The sequence below is a fragment of the Kocuria sp. ZOR0020 genome, from assembly GCF_000800955.1.
GTDB lineage: Bacteria > Actinomycetota > Actinomycetes > Actinomycetales > Micrococcaceae > Kocuria > Kocuria subflava.
In genome coordinates this window covers 1-19,798 of record NZ_JROX01000112.1, presented here as the reverse complement: position 1 = coordinate 19,798, position 19,798 = coordinate 1, and the positions used below count along the sequence as shown (strand labels likewise).

Below are 19,798 nucleotides of genomic sequence, written 5' to 3'. Positions count from 1 at the left end.
GCACCGGCAATCACCAGGTCATGGCGGTCAAAGCCACCGGGGCGCTCATGGATCAGACCAAAGCTGATCAGCTCACGGACCAGAGGGATCCCGGCCCCTGACTGACGGCACAGTTCCCGCATGGTCAGGGGTTCTTGGGACGGCACATCAGATTCACCGGGCACAGCGGCTGCCTGGGAGGCCGAGGTGGCTTCAGACGGATGGGAATACCCAGAGCCGCCTGACGTCCGGCCGCCGATGGTGGCGCTGGGTGCACTGGTGGCGTTGGCTGCACCGGTGGTTTTGGCAGCACGTCGGCTGGATGTCTCCGGAGCACCGGCATAGTTCTGACCGCTGCCAGGCAAACCCGCACCTGCAGCAACCGAACCGGCACCCGCGCCGGACTCCGATGCCCCGGATTGGCTCAGCAGCGCCTCCAACTGCCCGTTTTCGGACAGCTCCCGGATCACTTTCAGAGGAAGGTAGCGCTCCCGCTGAAGGATCAGAACCTGACGCAGGCGTTCACGGTCCTCCGCAGAGAACTTCCGGTAGCCGGACGGAGTGCGCGCTGGATGCAACAGGCCTTGGTCTTCCAGGAAACGCACCTTGGAGGCACTGATCTCCGGGAATTCAGCTTGCATCTGCGTCAACAGAGCACCCATTCCCACACGTTGGGTCTTGGCAGCCCCCGCCCCTGCGGATGAGGTGTCGGAAGAGTTCTGCGGGGACTCGCTGCCGCCTTGGTGAAGTGACGGCACCACGTCAGGAGTGGTTTTCAGGATTGCGGGTCGAGCGGTAGAACACAAAGCGGAACTTGCCCAACCGAACCTCGTCCCCGTTGTTCAGCATGGCCGAGTCCACGCGGTCACTGTTGACATAGGTCCCGTTCAAGGACTGCGCGTCAATGACCTCATAGGTCTTGTCCCGGCGGACAAAGCCTGCGTGACGGCGGGAGACGGTGACGTCATCCAAGAAGATGTCTGACTTGGGGTAGCGCCCTGCGCTGACCTCTTCCGTGTTCAGCAGGAAGCGTGCCCCGCGGCCGTGGGAGTCCACCTGCACCAGCAGGGCTGAGTTGGGCGGCAGCGCATCCACGGCAGCCTGCTCCTCATCTGACAGGCGGTGCCCCACGGCAGCTTCTTCCAGGACCTCAGAAATGATCTGAATGGACGTGGTTTCCGGGCCAGCGGACGGGATGTTGCGCTCGGACGGCGTGGTCATCATTCCCGCGTTCCTCCTCTGGTGCTCATGAAGTGATCAAAGTTCGGGCGACCCCGTGGGGAAGGGAAGCAACGAGCCGGCCGGACGTCTGTGTGGAGTTGCCCGTGACCACCGTGAAAGGCGGCTGGGACAACCTCGCCACAGTCTAGTCATGCCCACGGACAACTCTGGCCCGGGACCGCACAGAGCACGCGTTCCGGAAACATCCTGTCCCTCAGACCTCCCGGAAGGAACGTGCACTGCCCGGCTCTCATGCCGGCTGATCCCGGCAGGACTAGGCTGATCGCGTGACTGAGCGTCCTGTGATTCTGTTGGTGACCCACCACGACCGCCAGGTGACCGAGGCCGAGTTCCGGGCCCGGTACAACCGCGACTACGCCATCGAGGTGGTGGAGACCGGTCAGGAGGCCCTGGCGCGGGCCGAGCAGCTATGCTCCGCGTCGGCGCAACTGGCCATGGTGGCCGCGGAGTTCGACCTTCCGGACACCACGGCCATCGAGTTGCTGCGTCAGATGCAGATGGTCACCCCCACCTCCCGCCGCGTGGCGCTGGTGGGTATGGATGGATACCTCAACCACCTGGAGGAGCTCAAGCAGGCCGCCCTGGAACGGGACATGGACACCTTTGTGGGCATCCCCAGAGGCCCGCGGGACGAGGAGTTCCACACCGCGCTGATCGAGTTGCTCTCCGAATGGGGTTGGTCCGTGGCCCGACCCGTGATCTCGGCGGTGGACATCATCACCGACCAACCCACACCCACCACCGCGGCCATTCGGGACATGTTGGAACGCATGGGTCTGCCCACACGGATGCTGGGTCTGGAGGACGAGGACGCACAGGCCGTCCTGGAAGAGGCTGGACCAGGTGCCGCGCTCCCCCTGGTACGCACGTTCAACGGCAGCATCATCCAGGACGCCACAGCACAGTCCGTGGGCCAACACCTCTACGGCGGCTACGACGAAATCCCGGAGGGTGAAATCGCGGACGTGCTGGTGATCGGGGCAGGCCCGGCCGGCCTTGCGGCGGCCGTGTACGCAGCCTCGGAGGGCCTGTCCACCATCGTACTGGAGGAAGACGCCATTGGGGGTCAGGCAGGGTCCTCCTCCATGATCCGCAACTACCTGGGCTTCCCGCGTGGGATCTCCGGCATGCGGCTCACGCAGCGTTCCCGTGTGCAGGCCAGTCGATTCGGGGCACGGTTCTACACGGGCCGCCCGGTGTCCTCCGTGGAACCGGGACCGGCCGATGAACCAGAGCACCACCACGTGGTGGTGGATGACACCCACCTGTGTGCCCGCACCGTGGTGCTGGCCACCGGTGTGGCCTACCGGCGCCTGGACATCGCATCCGTGGATGAATGGATCGGCATGGGGGTCCACTACGGTGCCGCCACGTCCCTGGCTCGGGAGATGGAGGACAAGGACGTTTACGTGGTGGGCGGTGGCAACTCCGCGGGCCAGGCGGCCGTGCACATGGCCAAGTTCGCCCGGTCCGTGACCATCACCGTGCGCCGTGAGTCCTTGGCCGCCACCATGTCCGACTACCTGATCCGTGAGGTGGAGGCCACCCCCAACATCTCAGTGCTGCCGAACACCCGTGTGGTGGGAGGTCGTGGACAGGGCCGGTTGACCGGGATCACCTTGGAGGAGATCCCCACTGGTGTCACCCGCGACGTCCCAGCCGACGGCCTGATCTGTCTGCTGGGTGCCCAACCCGCCTGCCACTGGCTGCCCGATTCCGTGGTCCGCGACGACCACGGCTTCATCCTCACCGGTCGCGATGTCCCCCAGGACCGGTGGCGCGGTGGCATGCCCCCCCACCAGCTTGGAGACGACGACGCCGGGGATCTTTGCGGTGGGTGACGTCCGCGCAGGGTCCATGAAACGCGTGGCATCCGCCGCCGGCGAGGGTGCGTCTGTGCTGCCGTTGGTGCACGCCCACCTGGCTGCACTGCGTCGTCGTGAAGTGGAGGAAACTGCCTGAGAAGCCCACGGGCTGCCAAGGCCGATAGTTTCAGGAGCGGCGACGTAGGGGCTGTTCGCTCTGGGTGTTCATCTGGGCCTCCAGCTCGGCGATGATGGTGCGGGCATCATGGGCGCCCAGGTGCCGCGACCCGTTGAGGAAGAACGTGGGGGTTCCACGCACCCCGCTCTCATGGGCGCTACGGGCATGCTTGGCCACCCACTTGGGCAGCTCCGGGTCCGCCAGGTCAGATTCAAACTGGTCCATGTCCAGTCCGATCTCCTGCGCCAGTCGCCGGTAGACCGACTCATCCAGGTGGTCCTGGTGATCGAACAACTGCTTGTGCATGTCCCAGAACTGACCCTGGCGAGCGGCCGCTTCTGCCACCACGGCCGCACGTTCGGCATTGGGATGCCGGTCTGCAATGGGCACGTGACGCGCCACAAAACGCACCCGGTCCCCAAAGTGTTGGTAGAGGTCCTGACCGATACCCGTGGTGCGTGAGCAGAAGGGGCATTCGTAGTCGAAGTACTCGACCACAGTGGCTTCGGCATCCGGGGATCCAAAGATGTGGTCGTAGTCCTCGTTGACCGCAGGAGTCAGAGTCACCGGCAGGTCGGCTGAGGTTTCCCCGAACCGGACCCGGGCCACCCAGAAGATGATCCAGCCCAACAACCAGGCCAGGACCATGGCCAACAGCACTCCCACCGTGGCGGCATTGCTGTGCTGTTGATCCGTGAAGGCCAACCCGATCACCAGCAGAGACACCGTGAACCCGATTCCGGACAGGGCCGCACCACCCATGATGGAACCTGGCCCCACGCCGTCGGGAAGTTTGCCCAGACCCATGCGCATGGCAAGCCAGGTACCCAAGGAGATTCCGGCCAGTTTGCCGATCACCAGCCCGGCCACCACACCCCAGGTGACCGTGGAGGTCGCCGCCTGTCCCAGGGTGTCACCGCGCAGGTCCACCCCGGCATTGGCCAGGGCGAACAGCGGAACGATCACCAACGACGACGGCCCGCGCAAGGCGGCGTGTAGCCTCTCGTTGACCGAGATGGAACGGGCCAGGCCCCGGGAAGCCGTACGGGCGGCGTCGGCCTCCGGGGACTGACGGAAGTCACGGAACAGGTGCGCCACACTGTCCACCACACCGCGGTGCGTGGCGAAGGCGGGCACCATGAGGCCCGCCACCATGCCTGCGATGGACGGGTGGATCCCCGATTCCAAAGTGGCCAGCCACAGCACGATCACCAGTGCCACGTACGGGGAGGAACGCCACTGCCGGGTGCGCCCCAAGAGGAACAGAGCCACCAAGGCGAACACCGCGATGACCAGGGGCCAGATACGCACCTGTTCGGTGTAGAACACACCAATGATGGACACCGCCAGGAAGTCATCCACCACGGTCAGGGTGAGCAGGAAGATCCGCAGCTGATTGGACATGGCCGGGCCCACCAGGACCAGAGCACCCAGCAGGAATGCGGTGTCCGTTCCCACCACCGCACCCCAACCAGCGGGTGCCTCGCCCCCGGCGATGCTCAGGTAGATCAACGCAGGCACCCCCACGCCCAGCACGCCGGCCACCAGCGGCACCAGGGCCCGACGACGGTCGCGCAAGGAGCCCACTGCGAACTCCTGGCGAACCTCCAAGCCCACCACAAAGAAGAAGATGACCATCAAGCCGTCATTGACCCAGTGGTGCAGGCTGAGGTTCAGGCCCCAGGACCCCACGGTGACCTCCATGTGGGTCTCCCACAGCTCGTGGTAGAGCCTGGAGAACGGGGAGTTGGCCCACAACAGAGCAAAGACCGTGACCGCCACCAAAAGAAGCGCGCTACCGGACTCACTGCGTAGGCGCTCAAGAAGTGTCGGGCGCATGGATCCGACTTTACAAGCCCCTCCCACTGGGAGAGACCAAAATCTTCACGGCCGTCTCATTGCGGTGGATGAGTGTGTCAAAGCCCTCACTCACCAGGTCCTCCACGGCAATCTTGCCCGTGATGAACGGGGCCAGATCAATCTTTCCGGACTCCACCAGCGCGATCGTGGCCGGGTGGGAATTCACGTAGGCGATCGTGCCGCGAAGGTCGATCTCCTTCATGACCAACGTGTGGATGTCAAAGTTGGAGCGCTGTGCCCAGATGGAGACCACCACCAGAACACCCGTGGGCCGCAACGCGTCCATGAGGGTGTCCAGAACCACCTGCACCGAGGTGCATTCAAAAGCCACGTCCGCACCGCGTCCGTCACGGGAGAGTTTGCGTACCTCCTCGGCAACGTCCACCTGGGTGGGATCCAGGGCGTGATCTGCCACGCCCGATTCCAGGGCCTTCTCACGGCGCAGGGGTGAAAGCTCGGAGACCACCACGGTGCATCCAATGGCCTTGAGCACAGCTGCGGTGAGCAAGCCGATGGGACCGGCACCGCCGATCACAGCGATGTCCCCTTCCGTGGCCCCGGAACGCTGGACCGCGTGGTAGCCCACGGACAGGGGCTCGATCAGTGCTGCTTGATCCAGGGGAAGGTCCTTGCTGATGGCGTGCACCCAGCGGCGTTTGACGGAAATCTTCTCCCCCAGCCCGCCACCGCGACCGGCCAGACCGATGAAGTTCATGTTCTGGGAGAGGTGATAGTCCTTGGACTCGGGGCCGGTGTCCACGGAGTCGTCGATGATGTAGGGCTCCACCACCACGTGGTCGCCAACCTCCAGGTCGGTGACGCCCTCACCGACCTCATAGATCACACCGGAGAACTCATGGCCCAGAGTGATGGGCGCAGTCTCACCGGAGATGGGGTGAGGGGTGTCATGCGTGGGGCAGAACACCGGGCCATCCTTGTACTCGTGAAGATCGGTGCCACAGATTCCGCACCAGGCGACGTCGATCCCCACGTGGCCAGGTTCCACGGTGGGCTCCGGGATGTCCTCGATACGAATGTCTTCACGGTCGTAGAAACGTGCAGCCTTCATCTGATGCCACTCCTCTGGGTACCGATTTGAGGTTCGAATGCTGTGTGTGCATTCATCTCCACGGTAGGCACAGCGCCGTGCCGGTGGCGCGTGGTTGCAGGCCATTACATGGGGCCGCAGTGGCGGTGTCAGTCCACCGTGGTGAAGGCCTCCCATGTTGCGGTGATCAACCGGGCACCGGTCCCCCGGTCCGGTGTCATGTTGCGTCCTGCACGCAACAACTCCCCGTCCCAGACCGCGATCAGGATGCGCGCCAGGTCCTTGCCGTCAACGCGGTAGGAAACCCCGCGACTCTTGACCTGCTCCAGGACTCCCGTGACAGCCGCCAGAATGCGTTCGTATTGCTCGTCCACGGCCAGGCGCAGTTGCGGGTCTCGGTCGGCCGCCAAGTGCATCTCCACACGGAAGGCCTGCCATTGGCCGTCCTGGGTCAATCCGGACAGTGCCTGCAGGACGAACGCCAACATCTGCGTCACGGGCACATCCCGCCGCAGTTGCCGTTGCACTTCCGTGGTCAGCAGCTCCACCAGTTGATCCACCCGGTGGGCGTAGACCGCCACCGCCAGCTCAGACTTGGAGTCATAATTGCTGTAGAAGGCACCCCGTGTGAACCCTGCCGCCGCGCAGAGATCCGCCACGCTGGCAGCCTCCAAGCCCTTGGTGACAAACACGGTGGCGGCTTGGTCCACCAATTTGGTGCGCGTGGCTGAGCGCGAGCGCTTGGCGGCTTCTGTGTCAGGAGTCTCACTCATTGGCGTCATCATCCCCTCGACCGACTCGATACACCAGTGTATCGTCAGGCCCTGAATTTCAATACACTCATGTATCGAGGACGTCATGCACTTAGACGAGCTCACCGAGCGACACCCCAAACACCGCGAAAACTCCCCGTCCGCGGAGGCCACCCGCCACCACGCCACACTGTGGGACCTGCCCCGCACGCTGCGGTGGATCATTCCCCCGGTGGGCGTGATGATCATCGGGTTCCTGGGCATCCTGCTTTACCTGGGTGGCCTGGGATCCCCGGCTGATCACATGGAGGACCTGCCCGTTGCCATCGTGAACCAGGACGACGGCGCCACCACCACTGCGTCCGATGGTTCCCAACAGAAGGTGAACCTGGGTGATGACCTCACGGAGTCCCTGATGACCAAGGTCAATGACAGCGGTGAGTTCAATCTGCAGGAGATGTCCTCCGAACAAGCTGACAGCCAACTGTCCAGCGGTGAGATCTACGGGGCCATCAAGATCCCGCACGAGTTCTCCGCTCAGACCGTGGCCTTGGTACCCGCCGCCATCGGAGGGGAGGGCGATGGCACCCAGCCCACCATTGAGCTGATCACCTCGCCACAGGCCGGTTCCATGAGCACCCGGCTGGTTACGGATGGCCTCAAGCCAGGACTCGACCAGGCATCTGAGTCCATTGGTGAGGACCTGAGTGCATCTGCGGATCAACAGGTGCAGGCACGCCAGGACGCAGGTCAGCGCGTCCCGGAGGTCACCACCGTTGCCCAGGACGTGCTCAACGATCCCGTTCACATCACCACCCACGCGTGGCAGGACCTGCAGGACGGCACCGCGTTGGGCATGAGCCCGTTCTACTGGTCCGTGGTCTTGTTGGTGGTGGGTCTCAGCGGCAGCGTGGCAGTGCACACCCTGGTGGACGGGATCCTGGGGATCATGCCGGTGGATCTGGGGCCCAGCTTCCACCAGTACCGCACCGTGGAGTTGTCCCGGCTGACCACGTTCCTGGTGAAGTGGGCGATCATGCTGCTGGCCGGTGCCGCGACCTCCGGGTTGATGATGCTGGCGGCCTCCGTGGTGAACATGCCCATGCCCAACGGTGGAGAGCTGTTCCTGATCAGTTGGCTCTCCATCGCAGCGTCATCAGCCGTGACGTTGGCACTTCTCACGGCGGCCGGCAGCCTGGGGCTGATCCTGTCCATGATCTACCTGGTGTTCCTGGGCCTGCCCTCTGCCGGTGCCGTGGTGCCGGTGGAGGCCCTGCCCGGGTTCTTCGCCTGGATCACCACCATCGAGCCCCTGCACTACACCTGGCTGGGCGTGCGCGACGTCCTGTTCTTCAGCGCTGAACGCAGCGCCGGGTTGGGCACCGGGGCAGCAGGACTGGCAACCATCATGGCGGGCGCCGTCGTCCTGGCCGCGGTGACCGGTCCGCTGTGGGACCGTCTGACCGGACGCCGGGGGCGGCCTACCCTGAAGGGGTGAGCACCTCTGAATCCGCGCCGACTGATCTGGTCATCGGCGACGACGGCCTGGCCCGGCCGCCCTGGGCAGCATCCAGTGATTTGTTGCGGGCCTACTACGACTCCGAGTGGGGCATGCCCGTGACCGATGAGCGCGGCGTGTTCGAGCGGCTGAGCTTGGAGGCGTTCCAGTCCGGGCTGTCCTGGTCCACCATCCTGGCCAAGCGCCCACGCTTCCGGGAGGCATTCGCAGCCTTTGATCCGGACACGGTGGCTGCCTTCGGCCCGGCTGACCACGAGCGGTTGATGAACGACGCCGGGATCGTGCGCAACCGCGCCAAGATCGCCGTCACCATCGGCAACGCCCAAGCCACCGTGCGCCTGCGCGAGGACGGCGGGCTGGCCGATCTGGTGTGGTCCTTCCGCCCGGAGACCACCCCGGCGCCTCGGAGCATGGCGGAGGTGCCCACCCAGTCGCCGGAGTCTGTGGCCATGGCCAAGGCCTTGAAGAAACGGGGCTTCAGCTTTGTGGGGCCCACCACTGCCTACGCGTTGATGTCCGCGATCGGCCTGGTGGATCTGCACCTGGTGGGTTCCCATCGCCGGGGCTGTTCAGGCCTGTGGGACTGACCGGCCGGGGCGACCATCAGTGGGATGAGTCGGTGCGCAGGAACTGCTCGAAGGTCATGGGCGCCTGCCCTGTCACGCGTTGAACGTCAACGGTCACGGGGGCCAGGTCTCCGGATGCGATGGCGGTGTAGGTGCTCACCCAGGCGTCGTACTCCCATTGCTCGGCAGGCCACGCGCGGCGCGATTCGTAGGCCTCCTCGACGGTCTCCGGGTGATAGCTGATGGAGCGGCCCATCACCTGGGACATGATGGTTGCAGCCTCCTGGAGACTCAGGGCCTCCGGACCGGTCAGGTTGTACGTCTGGTTCACGTGAGCTGCGGGGTCCTGGAGCACGGTGGCGGCCACGCGGGCGACGTCATCGCGGGCCACAAAGGAGCAGCGGCCGTCACCAGCCGGCCCGCGCAGGACGTCGTCGTCCCCGGTGAACGCCGGGAGGACGTCCATATAGAAGTTGTCGCGCAAGAAAGTCCAGGACATCCCGGAGTCACGGATGAGGTTCTCCGCTTCGTCGTGGTCCCGGGCGTGGGTGAACACTGCGTCAGAGCTGGCGGCAAAGAAGGATGTGTAGACGATGTGTTGGACCCCGGCGTCTGCTGCGGCCTGGATGAAGGTGGCGTGCTCTTGACGTCGAGTGGCACTTTCCCGGCCGGAGACCATGAACAGGGTCTTGACCCCCTCAAGTGCGCCCAAGGCCGCACTACGGTCCCCGTATTCGGCCTGACGGGCGGTGGAGCCGTGGATCTCAGGCGCCCGGTTCAAGGAGCGCACCATCAACCGCTGTGCCACCCCGGCCTTGGACAACGTGCGGGCAACAGCCCCTCCCAGGACTCCCGTGGAACCGGTGACGGCCAACTGCGGCAAGGTGGAAGTCATGGTGCACTCCTGACTGATCGGTGCCTGACACCACCACCCTACGGCCCCACCGTCTTGCTGCCGAGTGTGTGAGTTGGGTCTTCTGAGAGCCCTGGAAACGGCCGAACTCACACACTCGGCAGGAAGTTCATAGGGTGGGGGTATGCGCGACCTCAAGGCACTACAGCACACGCTCCGCGATCTGGACGGCCAGGGATACGGCAGCTACAAACGCCTCAAAGGCACCTATGACATGGGTGGCTTTCGACTCAGCGTGGACCACACGCAGGTGGACCCTTATGCTCCCCCGTCCAAGATCCGCGTGATTCTCACCCGGGACCAGATCCAGCTACCCGGGCACGTGACCCAGACCCGTCCTCAACGGATTGCCGCAGCAGACCACCTGGCCCGGCGTTTTCACCAGGCCGTGCAGGCCCAGAACACGTCCCAGGACCAGCCGCCGCGATCCAAGCCTCGCGGGCGCTACGGCAACGGTTCGTCCCGGGGCGAGACCTCTGCTGTGAAGGCCTACGCCCACGGTCAGCAGGTGCTGGAACGCAGCACGGTGCTCATCACCGATGACCGCGTGGAAGTCCGGCTGGAGGTGGCGCTGCCTGCCGCAGGGCGCCGCATCAAGGGCCGCGCCGCCGAGCACGTTCTCACCCAGCAGTTGCCACAGGCGGTCGCGGCTGCTCTTGAGCCCGGAAACCGGGACGACGACGCCCTGGCCGCCCATGTTCAGCTCTACCTGGACCAACTCCACGTGGCTGAGACCTTGAAGGACCACGGACTGGTGGCCTTTGTGGGAGACGGTGCCGTGTTGCCGCGCAGTGCCGGGGACTCCGATCTGCCCCTGGAACACGGTGCCATCCCGTTCAGCACCCCGGACTCTCTGGCTGTGAGTTTTCAGTTGCCCAGCGGGAGGACCGTGCACGGCATGGGCATCCCGGAGGGCATCACGGTGATTGTGGGCGGCGGTTACCACGGCAAGTCAACGCTGCTGGCAGCCCTCAGCGGCGGGGTCTACCCGCATGTGGCCGGGGACGGCCGCGAATGGGTGATCACCCGCCGCGATGCCGTGGCCATCCGGGCCGAGGACGGGCGCTGCGTGACGGGGGTGGATATCTCACCCTTCATCACCGGACTGCCCACTGGCGTGGACACCCGCGAATTCACGACGACGAACGCCAGCGGCTCCACGTCCCAAGCCGCCAATCTGTTGGAGGCTCTGGAAGCCGGCACCTCCACCGTGCTGATCGACGAGGACACCTCCGCCACGAACTTCATGATCCGTGATGACCGGATGAAACGCCTGATCCCTCCGCACAGGGAACCCATCACCCCGTTCGTGGAGCGGGTCAAGCCCATGTTGGAACACACCGGGGTCTCCACCGTGCTTGTAGCCGGTGGCTCCGGTGCCTTTTTTGACGCGGCAGATCACGTGATCGCCATGGAGGCCTACCGTCCGCGTGACGTCACTGAGCAGGCCCGGCAGATTGCCCAGGACACACCGTGGGGGGATGAGTCCGATGACGTGGACGTCAACGGCCGTGAGGTGGCACCGTTCCGTGCCCGCACCCCGCGGATCTTGCATGCACCCAGCTTGAATCCACGCTCCAAGACCAAACCCAATCGAGCCCGTGGGCGCACGGAGATTCAGGTGGGCCGCCAGAACATTGACCTGTCCGCCGTCTCTCAGCTGGTGGATGCCGGTCAAACCGCGGCGCTGGCGCGAGCCCTGGATGAACTGGCCACCACCACACCCCACAACGTGGCCCTGGAACGTGCGGCATTCGAGCGGATCTGCAGCATGGAACGCGATGGGCTGGATGCGCTCAGTGCTCATGGCGGGCACCCTGGCTACCTGGCAGCGCCCAGGCAACAAGAGCTCCAGGCTGCCGTCAACCGGTTCAGAGGCCTTAGATTGGCCAACGGGTCCGCCCAGCGGGCCAACGACTGAGGTCCGCCGCCGCTTCCGAGCAGAATGGAGCAGGTCATGCACACACGTACTTTGGGACAGGGTTTGGAAGTCTCGGCCATTGGTCTGGGATGCATGGGCATCTCCCAGTCCTACGGCCCCAACCCCGGCGACCACGCCGCCATGGTGCAGGTACTGCGGGACGCTGTGGATGCCGGTGTGACGTTTTTTGACACCGCCGAGGCCTACGGTCCCTTCCACAACGAGGAAGTGCTGGGTGCGGCCCTTGAGCCGGTGCGCGACCAGGTGGTGCTGGCCACCAAGTTCGGCTGGCAGATCACGGACGGTCAGATCACCGGCCTGAACAGCCGCCCGGAACAGATCCGGCGGGTGGCTGAGGAATCCCTGAAGCGGCTGCGCACGGACCGGATCGACTTGTTCTACCAGCACCGAGTGGACCCGGATGTGCCCATGGAAGAGGTGGCCGGTGCAGTGGGTGATCTGGTGGCCGAAGGCAAGGTCCTGCACTTCGGCCTCTCAGAGCCCGGTGCACATTCCCTGCGGGCCGCCCACGCCGTGCACCCGGTCACGGCCGTCCAGAGCGAATACTCACTGTGGACCCGTGACCCGGAACCGGAGATTCTTCCGGCCTGTGCCGAGTTGGGCATCGGCTTTGTCCCCTTCAGTCCCCTGGGCAAGGGTTTCTTGACGGGCCAGGTGACGACGTCGTCGTTCAGCGAAGGTGACATCCGCGCCACGATCCCGCGTTTCCAGGAGGAAAACCGCCAGGCCAATCAGGCGCTGGTGGACCATGTCCAGGCCCTGGCGGCCTCCAAGGAGGCCACTGCAGGTCAGGTGGCGCTGGCGTGGTTGCTGGCGCAGCAGCCGTGGATCGTGCCGATCCCCGGCTCCCGGCGCATCAAGCGGATTCAGGAGAACGTGGAAGCCACCCACGTTGCACTCAGCGCCGATGATGTGGCGGACCTCAATCGACTGGCCGCGCGAATCGGAGTACAGGGCGAGCGTTACAACGCGGCCCACATGGGCATGGTGGGCCGCTGAGACCAGGCCGGGCACTGAACGGTCAGGTGAGCTTTGGGGCCTTGGGGCGGTAGTGGCTGTCGTCGTTGACGTAGGCGTAGTAGATGCCGATCATCAATCCGCCGCCCACAAAGTTGCCCAGCAGTGCCACACCCACGTTGGCCACAGCCGCCAGGATGTCGATGCCGTGGTTGAGGCCAACCACCGTGAACAGCACCGTGTTGGCCACTGAGTGTTCCAGGCCCATGAAGGCAAAGACGAACACGGCCGCAATCATGGACAGCGCCTTGGTGATGTCGTCCTTGATGTAGCCGTTGTAGATCAGCAGCATGGCCAGGTTGATCATGAAGTTGCACAACACCGCACGGACGAACAAGTCTCCGTAGCCCTCCCAGCCGCCGGTGACGTAGCCGAGTTTGATGTCCACGGCAGCCAACATGGCCTCCCCCGCAGCCCCCTGCGGGAGCGTGGACAGCGTGTAGAGGACTGCGATCACCAGTCCCCCCAGGAAGTTGCCCAAGAAACACAGCGTCAGGATCTTCAACCCACGCCAGGCGGTGATCCTCCGGTAGTAACCGCCGATGGAGACGATCATCATGTTGGAAGTCAGCAGCTCTGACTTGGTGTAATAGATGAACACCAGAGCCCAACCAAAGGCAATGCCACCCAGGGCTCGGCCGATGCCCAGCAGGGTCTCATCCCCCACCGGAATGGCATCAAAGATGGCGATCAGGCTGAAGTTGGTCACGTACAGGATGGCCACGATCATCCCGGCCATGGCCGCACGCATGAGGAAGCGTTGGACCAGGCTGCCGGTCATCACCGTTTTGGTGTCCAGGGCCTCCAACACCGTGGAAATGAACGCCTTGCCGGGGAACAAGGCCCCCAGGCTGCGTACCTGGGCCGTGTTGGGTCCCACGGCAGGGTCCGGGTTCTCAGAAGATGCGGGCTGCCCGCTGCTGGATGTGCGATCTGTGGCCACTGAAGCATGGTCCCATGCCCATATGACGCCGTATGGCGGGTTTCGCGATATTGCTGCACCAGCCGGGGTGAGAACCAGCACAACCGGTGATCACAAGGTGTGCTCCTCCATGGTGGGCGGCACTGTGCTCAGATCCACCCAACGCATCCAGCGAGGCTCCAGCCCCACCACACACAGGTAGTCCGGGTCACCGCCACCTTCCGGGTGAGCTGTTGCCAAGGCATCGGCGGCGTGCTCGGCCGCATCCCCACCCAGCACACGCGCCACGGCTTCCAGCTGGATCTCCTGGCCCGTTCCGGAGACCACCACCAAGGACACCTCCGGGCGGGACCCGATGTTCAGGGCCTTGCGCGAACGGCGGTCGGTACCGAACACCACGGTCCCGGAACCTGTCACCGCCAGGTTGACCCAGGCTGCTTCCGGGAATTCTCCTTCCACGGGATGTGAGGCCAGGACACCGCCGGGGTTCTCACTGACAAAAACGCTCACAGAGTTTGCAGGTTCCAGGTGCTGATGGGTCACGGGTGCTCCAGCTGTGGTTCGCGGTTCAATGAGGTCGCACGTTTCCTGACGGGCGGCACTGGCCGCTCGTCAGGTCACCTCCATCGCAACACACCGGAGCCGCTCACGTCAGTCTGTGGCGCTGACGTTACGTGACGCAGACTCACCCGTTCTGCTCGTACGCCGCCCGGATCAGCGGTTTCAGTGCTGCGACGTCGTCCGCGGTGGCTTCCGCGCTCAGATGAACCCAGTGTGTTGCCTGGGCAAAGTTCTTGGCGGGTTCAACCTCCAGGCCACTCACCTCGGGAATCTCCGAACGCAATCGAACACCCACGCGCAAGCGCCCGTACGGGCCTGGGGCAACGGCCGCGAACTGGGTGCGGCGGATGAACGGAATGTAGGTGGCTCGCCCTTCCACACTGACCTGGCCGCCGTTGTCACCGGTGTCCAGGCTGAGAATCAGGTCGGTGACCTGGTCATGCAACGGCCGCAGCACCGCCTTCTTCCCGGAGTACAGCTGGTCCACGTACTGCAGTGTGGACGGCGGGACCCATCCGGCATCCAGTGCGGCCATGTGCGCCACGGTGAACTGCGTGTCCTGCGGCAACCCGTGCTCAGTCTTCAACCAGGACCGGACAGCCTTCTGATCCAGTGGATCAGGACCATCGGTGCGGATCAGCTGGATCCATTGCTCCAGGCTGCGGCCCGTTCGATCGGCCATGGAGGCAACCAGGGCAGAGATCATGGCGTTGGGTTCGGGACTCACAGTTCAGCCCTCCAGTTCTTGACGGTTGCGCATCTCCCAGCGCTCCAGCCGGCCCTGAAGGCCACGCCGGACCGATGGCCACTCCGTGCCCAGGACGGAGAACACGACCGTGTCCCGCAAGGTCCCGTCCGGGCGAATGCGGTCATTACGCAGGACACCGTCCTGTTTGGCGCCCAGTCGGGTGATGGCTGCCCGTGACTGGTGGTTGTGCCAATCAGTACGGAACTGCACGCAGGTGCAGTGAAGCTCCTCAAAGGCCCGCTGCATCATGAGCAGCTTCATGGCCGGGTTGACCCCGGTGCCCTGGGCGTAATGCGCCATCCACGTGTACCCGATCTCCAGTCGGCCGTGTTCCGGGGCCAGGTTGCAGAAGGTGGTCATGCCCAAGGCCCGACCGTTACGTGGATGGATGATGGCCCACGGCGCCATGCGTTCCTCCACGTGCAGTTTCAGGCGACGGTCGATCTCCTGCGCCATGGTCTCCCGATTGGGAACAGATGTGTACCAGGTGCGGTGGAGGTCATTGACTTCGGCTGCCGCCACCAGATCATCGTGGTGGGCATGGCTCAGCGGTTCCAGACGAACCCCTGCATGCTGCAGGACCGGGGTGGATGCGTAGCTCACGAACGCAACCGTACCCCGGTCCTGGTCACCGACGACGCGCCCCGGTGGCAACACAGCGTGCCCACCGGAGTGCGACCGAAATCTCAGCGCCTGAACAACCGCGCCAGCAGCCCTGGCGAGTTCTTCTGCGCCGCCAGGACTTCACCGTGGGAGTGCTTGCCGTTGCACCACTGCCCGGCCGGCACGTTCTTTTTCACGGAGTCAATGTGTTGGCCGCATCCGGCCCAGGTGGTCTTGCCGCAGACCGTGCAGGTGACAGCTCGGCACATCTCAGTTCATCTCCAACAGTTCGGGGGCGCGATCGCCCAGGGTGTCCAACAGGGTCAACATGCCTCCAGACAGGGAGGCGGAATCAAAACCGGCCTGGGCCAGCACCCGATGGGCGATGGCCGAACGCACGCCGGACCGGCACAACACTCGAACAGGCTTGTGGCCGGCCGCGGCACGAACCTCATCCAGCCGTTCACGCAACTGGGTGTGCGGGATGTTCAGCGCACCGGGAATCCGCTCCACCTCAAGTTCGGATTCCTGCCGGACGTCCAGCACCAGCCCCTGGTCAAGCCACTGCTCCACGTCTTGCGCGTACCACAGCGGCACCGTGCCATCCAGGACATTGGAACCCAGCATCCCGGCAAAGTTCAGGGGGTCCTTGGCTGATCCGTACGGCGGGGCATAGGCCAGGTCCAGATCGATCAGCTCCTCCACGGACATGCCCGCGCGGATGGCGGTTGCCAACACGTCGATCCGCTTGTCCACCCCGTCCTGACCGGTGGCTTGGGCACCCAGGAGGCGGCCGTCGTCGTGGTGGAAATGGATCACCAGGTGAACCGGTGTGGCCCCGGGAAAGTACCCGGCGTGGTTGTTGGGGTGCAGATGCATGGTGCGGTACGTGATCCCGGCGGCCTCCAGGGCAGCCCGGTTGGCCCCCGTTGTGGCAGCGGTCAGCTCCCCCACGCGCACGACGGCGGTGCCCGCTGCCGTGGGGATCGGCCGAGCCGTGGCAGGACGCAGGATGTGGTCAGCCACCAGTCGCCCCGCACGGTTAGCCGGTCCAGCCAGAGCCACCGGGCGTTTGAGACCCGTCACGGCGTCCGTGGAGAGCACCGCATCCCCCACGGCCCAAACGTTGGGGGCCGAGGTTCGTCCGTGCTGATCCACCAGGTTCGCGCCGCGTTGGCAGTCGATGCCTGCTTCCTGATACGTGCTGGTGTCCGGGCGGACCCCCACGGAGAGCACGATCAGCTCAGCAGGCAGGCGGGTTCCATCAGCCAGCACCACGGTGTCCTGTTGCTCGCCCGACTCCACGGATTCCGCGGCAACCCCGGTGCGGACGGTGACACCCAACCGGCGCAATTCGCGAGTCACGGGGTGAGCCACTTCAGCCTCCAACGGTGGCAGCACGTGGTCCGCCAACTCCACCACGGTGACATCCAGCCCCTGCATGGTCAGGGCTTCTGCGGCCTCCAACCCGATGAAACCGCCGCCCAGGACCACGGCCTGCCGCACTCCCTTGTCCACCGAGTCCCGCATCTGCAGGGCGTCCTCCACGGTGCGCAGCGTCATGACACGTTCGGAGTCCAGCCCCGGCAGAGGTGGCCGGAGCGCAGTGGCACCGGGAGCCAACACCAAAGCGTCATAGGTGATGGTCTGCGTGCCGTCCGGGGTGTTGGCCGTCACCGTCTGCGCTGCGGTGTCCAGGGCCGTCACCTCATGGCGGATCCTGACGTCCAGGTTCAGGGCGGTTTTGAGGGATTCCGGGGTCTGGACCAGCAGCTTGTCCTGATCCTGGATCTCCCCGCTGACGTAGTACGGCAGCCCGCAGTTGGCAAAGGAGACATGCTCCCCACGCTCCAGGACGATGATCTCCGCCTGTTCATCCAAACGCCGAGCACGCGCGGCAGCACTCATGCCGCCGGCAACGCCACCAACCACCACGATTTTCACGGTTGACCCACTTTCCGTCAGTCCTCAGTTCTGGACCAACAATATACCCCTTGGGGTATACGGGCAACCGTGGGAGGCGTGTTGAGCACGGCGCCAACCCCTTGATCAAATCGCCGACCGTGGGGTCACACGCCGCCGGTTTCACCCGCCTCCTCCAGATTGTCCAGCCAGGCCGTCATGACCCGGCGTGCGGCCTCTGACAGCTCGGCCGCATGGACCGGAGCTGCCGCCCGAATGATCCGCGGGATGACGCCTGCGGCAGCCAGTTCAACGCTGTGGCCCACCAACCACTGCTCGATTCGATGAGCCTGGGCCTCCAGAAGAAATTGCAGTCCCAGAATGTTGGGGCCCATCTGAAAGGCCTGGTTCGGAAAGCCTCGGGTCTCCGCCGGGCGAACGGCGCCGTCGGGAATCTCGAATTCGTCACCATGCCAGTGCAGAACGGGGGTTTCCCCCAAAGCTGCCAGGACCGATTCTTGACCCGCCTCTGTGAGGTCGACGGGCCCGTAGCCGATCTCCTTGTGGACTGCCGGGCCCACGGAGGCCCGCAAGGCATGTGCCATGAGTTGAGCCCCCAGACAGATGCCCAGAGTGGGCAGATTCTTGCTCAACCGCGCAGCCAGCACATGCCATTCATCGGCCAGGAAGGGGTAGTTGGCGACGTCGTAGATACCGATCGGACCGCCCAGGACCGCCAGGAGGTCAGCGTCAACCACACGATCGTGGTCCACGGCGTCCACTCCTGCGTCCAGGTACTCCACCTGATACCCGCGATCACGCAGGATCTGCTCCAACAGACCGAGGTCTTCAAAGGCAACGTGTCGGATGGCCAGTGCGCGCATGATGGGCTCCTTCCGCTCCAGATGCGGGAACTCCCCGGTGACGGTGAACATGAGTTTCAGCCAGCATGGAACCTGCCAATACGTGCCGCAGCAAGGACTGTTACCTGATCGGTAGTGCTGTCACAGTTGCTTCCCAGCTTCAATCATCTTCAGAAGAAGTTGATCAACACCACGTAGGTCAGTGTCCCCGATCCCACGCTCAGCAGGGTCCGGCGCCCACACCCCAGATGTACGACGACGGTGACAACACCCGCCACCAGCGCCTTGACCAGATGTGAAGATCCGCCGTGGGCGGCGTCGGCAAAAGTCACGGCGGCCAGAACTGCCAGGACACCCACAGGCATCCAGACGGCCATGGTCAGGACAAACCGGGATTCGCGCAGGGGTTTGAGCAGCGCAAACGGCAGTGCCCTCAAGCTGAAAGTGATGATGAACATGATGGCCAGAACGGCCAACACGTAACCCAGGTTGTCCACGGTTCACACCACCCCGGAATCACGGGCGGATGAACCAAAACGCCCTGAACGGACGGCGAGTAGGAACCGCAACACCAACAGAAATACGAACAGCAACAGCGCCACGAATAAGGCGGAGTCCGGGATCACCAGGTAAGCCACGGCAGAGCTGGCTGCAGCCAACAGCAGGGAAGGCACCTGTGCGCGTGACCGGGCCGCATCCAGGGTGAGTGTGATGAACAGAGCACACAGGGCGAACTCCAGGCCTGCAATGGGCGCCGGCAGCAGGGACCCCGCCAACACCCCCACCAGTCCACCAACGATCCAGTAGAGGTGGAAGGAAAACTGCATGGCCAGCAGGCGCCGACCCGTCCACCCCTGCGGCTGGGCGGCTGTGACGGCGTAGGCCTCGTCGATCATGGCGTAGACCGAATAGACCTTGGCCAGCGGGTTAGGCACCACGTGCAAGGGGAAAGAGAACGAATAGAAGACGTGGCGGAAGTTGACCAGGAAGGTGGTCAACGCAATGGTCAGCAGGGGCGTTCCGGCTGAGATCAAACCGACCATGAGCAGTTCCAAGGAACCTGCGAATCCCGCCACGGACATGGCCGGCGCCAACCACCACGGAAACCCCGCCTGATGCACCAGCAGCCCGAAGGCCACTCCCAACGGGAACAGCCCAAGGCCTGCCGCCAGGGATAAGGTGACCCCCTGCCTGATCTCACTTCGCACCGCATGCATTGATCCATCATCCCGCACCGCGTGACATACATTTCACGATCCACGTGCATCGATGCACTTGCATGATTACTATGCAAATCAACATGCACTTGCATTGAGTGCCTGTTCGCACACGCACCCCCCAGGAGAACACAGTGTCACCCCGCCACACCTCTTCCACC

At 64.4% G+C, this 19,798-nt stretch carries 19 protein-coding genes; 5 read left to right on the top strand and 14 right to left on the bottom strand.

Going from position 1 to position 19,798, the window contains the following annotated elements; translation table 11 throughout:
* On the bottom strand, positions 1-740 hold a 740-nt coding region (locus L979_RS16710; RefSeq protein ID WP_369792982.1), incomplete at its 3' end, for a MerR family transcriptional regulator.
* Position 741: 1 nt separating this feature from the next.
* Positions 742-1,203 carry an FHA domain-containing protein gene (locus L979_RS07465; protein WP_052209647.1) on the bottom strand — a complete coding sequence of 154 codons (462 nt, stop codon included), beginning with the start codon at positions 1,201-1,203 and terminating at the stop codon, positions 742-744.
* A gap of 284 nt (positions 1,204-1,487) precedes the next feature.
* Between L979_RS07465 and L979_RS07460 the strand changes: the two genes are divergently transcribed.
* Positions 1,488-3,062: an FAD-dependent oxidoreductase gene (locus L979_RS07460; RefSeq protein WP_231559446.1), complete on the top strand. Its 1,575-nt coding sequence runs from the start codon at positions 1,488-1,490 to the stop codon at positions 3,060-3,062.
* 151 nt (positions 3,063-3,213) lie between these two features.
* On the opposite strand, the gene nhaA is transcribed toward L979_RS07460, so the two are convergent.
* From nhaA to L979_RS14575, 3 genes are all read right to left on the bottom strand, one after another.
* Complete coding sequence (gene nhaA / locus L979_RS07455; protein ID WP_052209646.1) at positions 3,214-5,043, bottom strand: Na+/H+ antiporter NhaA; 1,830 nt, start codon at positions 5,041-5,043, stop codon at positions 3,214-3,216.
* Positions 5,044-5,053: 10 nt separating this feature from the next.
* Entirely contained in the window at positions 5,054-6,133 is a 1,080-nt protein-coding gene (locus L979_RS07450) for a 2,3-butanediol dehydrogenase (RefSeq protein ID WP_047691074.1), read from the bottom strand.
* Between the two features lie 128 nt (positions 6,134-6,261).
* Complete coding sequence (locus L979_RS14575) at positions 6,262-6,885, bottom strand: TetR/AcrR family transcriptional regulator (protein ID WP_052209645.1); 624 nt, start codon at positions 6,883-6,885, stop codon at positions 6,262-6,264.
* 85 nt (positions 6,886-6,970) lie between these two features.
* Between L979_RS14575 and L979_RS07440 the strand changes: the two genes are divergently transcribed.
* Positions 6,971-8,362, top strand: coding sequence for a YhgE/Pip domain-containing protein (locus tag L979_RS07440; RefSeq protein WP_052209644.1), 1,392 nt, complete (start codon positions 6,971-6,973; stop codon positions 8,360-8,362).
* Entirely contained in the window at positions 8,359-8,970 is a 612-nt protein-coding gene (locus L979_RS07435) for a DNA-3-methyladenine glycosylase I (RefSeq protein WP_047691073.1), read from the top strand. Before L979_RS07440 ends, L979_RS07435 begins: the two co-directional genes overlap by 4 nt.
* Before the next feature lie 16 nt (positions 8,971-8,986).
* On the opposite strand, the gene L979_RS07430 is transcribed toward L979_RS07435, so the two are convergent.
* A complete protein-coding gene (locus L979_RS07430; protein WP_047691071.1) occupies positions 8,987-9,844 on the bottom strand; it encodes an SDR family oxidoreductase in 858 nt (285 codons plus the stop codon).
* Positions 9,845-9,986: 142 nt separating this feature from the next.
* Between L979_RS07430 and L979_RS07425 the strand changes: the two genes are divergently transcribed.
* Both L979_RS07425 and L979_RS07420 read left to right on the top strand, forming a co-directional pair.
* Positions 9,987-11,783 carry an ABC-ATPase domain-containing protein gene (locus tag L979_RS07425; RefSeq protein WP_047691069.1) on the top strand — a complete coding sequence of 599 codons (1,797 nt, stop codon included), beginning with the start codon at positions 9,987-9,989 and terminating at the stop codon, positions 11,781-11,783.
* Between the two features lie 36 nt (positions 11,784-11,819).
* Positions 11,820-12,803 carry an aldo/keto reductase gene (locus L979_RS07420; protein WP_047691086.1) on the top strand — a complete coding sequence of 328 codons (984 nt, stop codon included), beginning with the start codon at positions 11,820-11,822 and terminating at the stop codon, positions 12,801-12,803.
* A gap of 22 nt (positions 12,804-12,825) precedes the next feature.
* Here L979_RS07420 and L979_RS07415 read toward each other — a convergent pair whose 3' ends face one another.
* The 8 genes from L979_RS07415 to L979_RS07375 all read right to left on the bottom strand — a co-directional run bounded on the left by L979_RS07415 (position 12,826) and on the right by L979_RS07375 (position 19,637).
* Entirely contained in the window at positions 12,826-13,764 is a 939-nt protein-coding gene (locus tag L979_RS07415) for a formate/nitrite transporter family protein (RefSeq protein WP_231559445.1), read from the bottom strand.
* A gap of 90 nt (positions 13,765-13,854) precedes the next feature.
* Positions 13,855-14,286, bottom strand: coding sequence for a pyridoxamine 5'-phosphate oxidase family protein (locus L979_RS07410; protein WP_231559444.1), 432 nt, complete (start codon positions 14,284-14,286; stop codon positions 13,855-13,857).
* 142 nt (positions 14,287-14,428) lie between these two features.
* The gene (locus L979_RS07405; protein ID WP_231559443.1) at positions 14,429-15,031 is read right to left on the bottom strand and encodes a DUF5655 domain-containing protein; all 603 of its coding nucleotides are present in this window, start codon (positions 15,029-15,031) and stop codon (positions 14,429-14,431) included.
* A 3-nt stretch (positions 15,032-15,034) separates the two neighbouring features.
* On the bottom strand, positions 15,035-15,655 hold the full coding sequence (locus tag L979_RS07400; RefSeq protein WP_047691079.1) for a GNAT family N-acetyltransferase: 621 nt from the start codon (positions 15,653-15,655) through the stop codon (positions 15,035-15,037).
* A gap of 270 nt (positions 15,656-15,925) precedes the next feature.
* A complete protein-coding gene (locus L979_RS07390) occupies positions 15,926-17,599 on the bottom strand; it encodes an FAD-dependent oxidoreductase (protein ID WP_047691065.1) in 1,674 nt (557 codons plus the stop codon).
* A gap of 125 nt (positions 17,600-17,724) precedes the next feature.
* Positions 17,725-18,492: a glutamine amidotransferase gene (locus L979_RS07385; protein WP_231559442.1), complete on the bottom strand. Its 768-nt coding sequence runs from the start codon at positions 18,490-18,492 to the stop codon at positions 17,725-17,727.
* Positions 18,493-18,590: 98 nt separating this feature from the next.
* On the bottom strand, positions 18,591-18,917 hold the full coding sequence (locus tag L979_RS07380) for a branched-chain amino acid transporter permease (RefSeq protein WP_047691062.1): 327 nt from the start codon (positions 18,915-18,917) through the stop codon (positions 18,591-18,593).
* Between the two features lie 3 nt (positions 18,918-18,920).
* Positions 18,921-19,637 carry an AzlC family ABC transporter permease gene (locus tag L979_RS07375; protein ID WP_052209643.1) on the bottom strand — a complete coding sequence of 239 codons (717 nt, stop codon included), beginning with the start codon at positions 19,635-19,637 and terminating at the stop codon, positions 18,921-18,923.
* Between the last annotated feature and the right edge of the window lie 161 nt (positions 19,638-19,798).